Raw genomic sequence first — 1,064 nt, forward strand, 5'->3', positions numbered from 1 at the left:
TTTCGTGCGTGCTGGAGGCGGTGGGCACGCCCTCTTTTTGTTGTGTCTTTCGCCGCATCTGCCTGCACGCTGGGCGTAGTTGATTGCGCGAGGTGCAGATTCCGGGTATCTTCAAAGGGATTCACTCTTCTTCTAATCTCACACCTTTCACCGAGGATAGAAAATGAAGAAAAACCTTTCGACCCGCGGCGCGGCGGCACTGTTGGCACTGGCTATGGGGTATATGGGCCAGGGTGTAGCCCAGGCGGCATACATTCATCCGAAATCTGCACAGCCTGTTGAAGAGCTGGAATTTGATATTAATTGTTTTGATATGTACTTCTATTACGGCAAGAACGCTATAAGCAGTTTGAAGTGGGCAGAGTGCACTGGCCTGATTACGAAGAATCAGGTTGTTGGGCTGGCTACAACCGATGAAGATAAGTTGCCGAACGGGGTCATGACTATCTCGCGTGGCCGCTTGCTGGAGTACCTGTACCATCTGGCGGGTTCACCCGAGGTGAAGAACCTGCCGGAGAAGTCCCCGTACACCGACCTGACTCCGGGCGATGCTCGTTATAAGGTTGCTATCTGGGCGACCCGCGTGGGTTTGAGCGCTGGTTGGTCTGACGGCTCCTTCCACTATGACACTCCGGCGAGCCGTGGCGCCTACTTTACCTTCCTTTATCGTGCTGCGGGTAGCCCCAAGGTGACTCTGGAATCCCTGGATGCGGCGAATGCTGTGCGTGCTGAGAAGGGTGCTGCTCCCATTAAGGAAGGGAGTGAGTTGCATCGAGCAATGAGCTGGATGTACCAGCATGCGCTGGCGAAGGGGGGAGATATTCGGGCGTATGACACTAACTTCTTCACTAACGGGTACACGCCGTGGGATTTCAATAAAACACCGGATTTCTATTACGCTTCGTACCGCACTATTTTCACCCCTCTCATGGTTCTTGATTACCACGAGGAGTTGGCGCCCATTGTGGCTCGTCTGCAGTCGCTGTCCTAGCGCTAGGTGAGCGGAGGGCTTGCTGGGGGCGTGTTCCCCGTGTCTGGTTCGTGCGAGTTTTCGTGCGTGCTGG

1 protein-coding gene is annotated in these 1,064 nt (G+C 54.8%); it reads left to right on the forward strand.

Features of this window, described 5'->3' with window-relative positions; all coding sequences use genetic code 11:
- The first annotated feature begins 163 nt into the window (after positions 1-163).
- Positions 164-991 carry an S-layer homology domain-containing protein gene (locus HMPREF2710_RS03875; protein ID WP_070599609.1) on the forward strand — a complete coding sequence of 276 codons (828 nt, stop codon included), beginning with the start codon at positions 164-166 and terminating at the stop codon, positions 989-991.
- Positions 992-1,064 lie beyond the last annotated feature (73 nt).

The organism is Rothia sp. HMSC069D01 (assembly GCF_001810135.1).
GTDB lineage: Bacteria > Actinomycetota > Actinomycetes > Actinomycetales > Micrococcaceae > Rothia.